At 66.1% G+C, this 333-nt stretch carries 1 protein-coding gene; it reads right to left on the bottom strand.

Annotation, left to right across the window (positions count from 1 at the left end; translation table 11 throughout):
* The coding region (locus IO30_RS0129170) for an NAD(P)-dependent oxidoreductase (RefSeq protein WP_031147847.1) at nucleotides 1–333 on the bottom strand (333 nt) is incomplete at both ends.

The raw sequence follows: 333 nt of genomic DNA, 5'->3' as shown, positions 1-333 counted from the left end.
GTGCTTCATCTTGGCCATGTCGGAGGCCATGATGATGTCCTTGTTGCCCGTGGTCGTGATGAAGATGTCGGCCGTCTCGACGACGTCGTCGAGGGTCGCGACCTGGTAGCCGTCCATGGCCGCCTGCAGCGCGCAGATCGGGTCGATCTCCGTGACGATCACGCGGGCGCCCTGGCCGCGCAGCGACTCCGCGGAGCCCTTGCCGACGTCGCCGTAGCCGAAGACCACGGCGGTCTTGCCGCCGATGAGGACGTCGGTGGCGCGGTTGATGCCGTCGATCAGGGAGTGGCGGCAGCCGTACTTGTTGTCGAACTTCGACTTGGTGACGGCGTC

The sequence above is a fragment of the Streptomyces xanthophaeus genome, from assembly GCF_000725805.1.
Taxonomy (GTDB): domain Bacteria; phylum Actinomycetota; class Actinomycetes; order Streptomycetales; family Streptomycetaceae; genus Streptomyces; species Streptomyces xanthophaeus.
The sequence above is the reverse complement of the archived record's forward strand: the minus strand, read 5'-3'. Positions and strand labels throughout refer to the sequence as shown.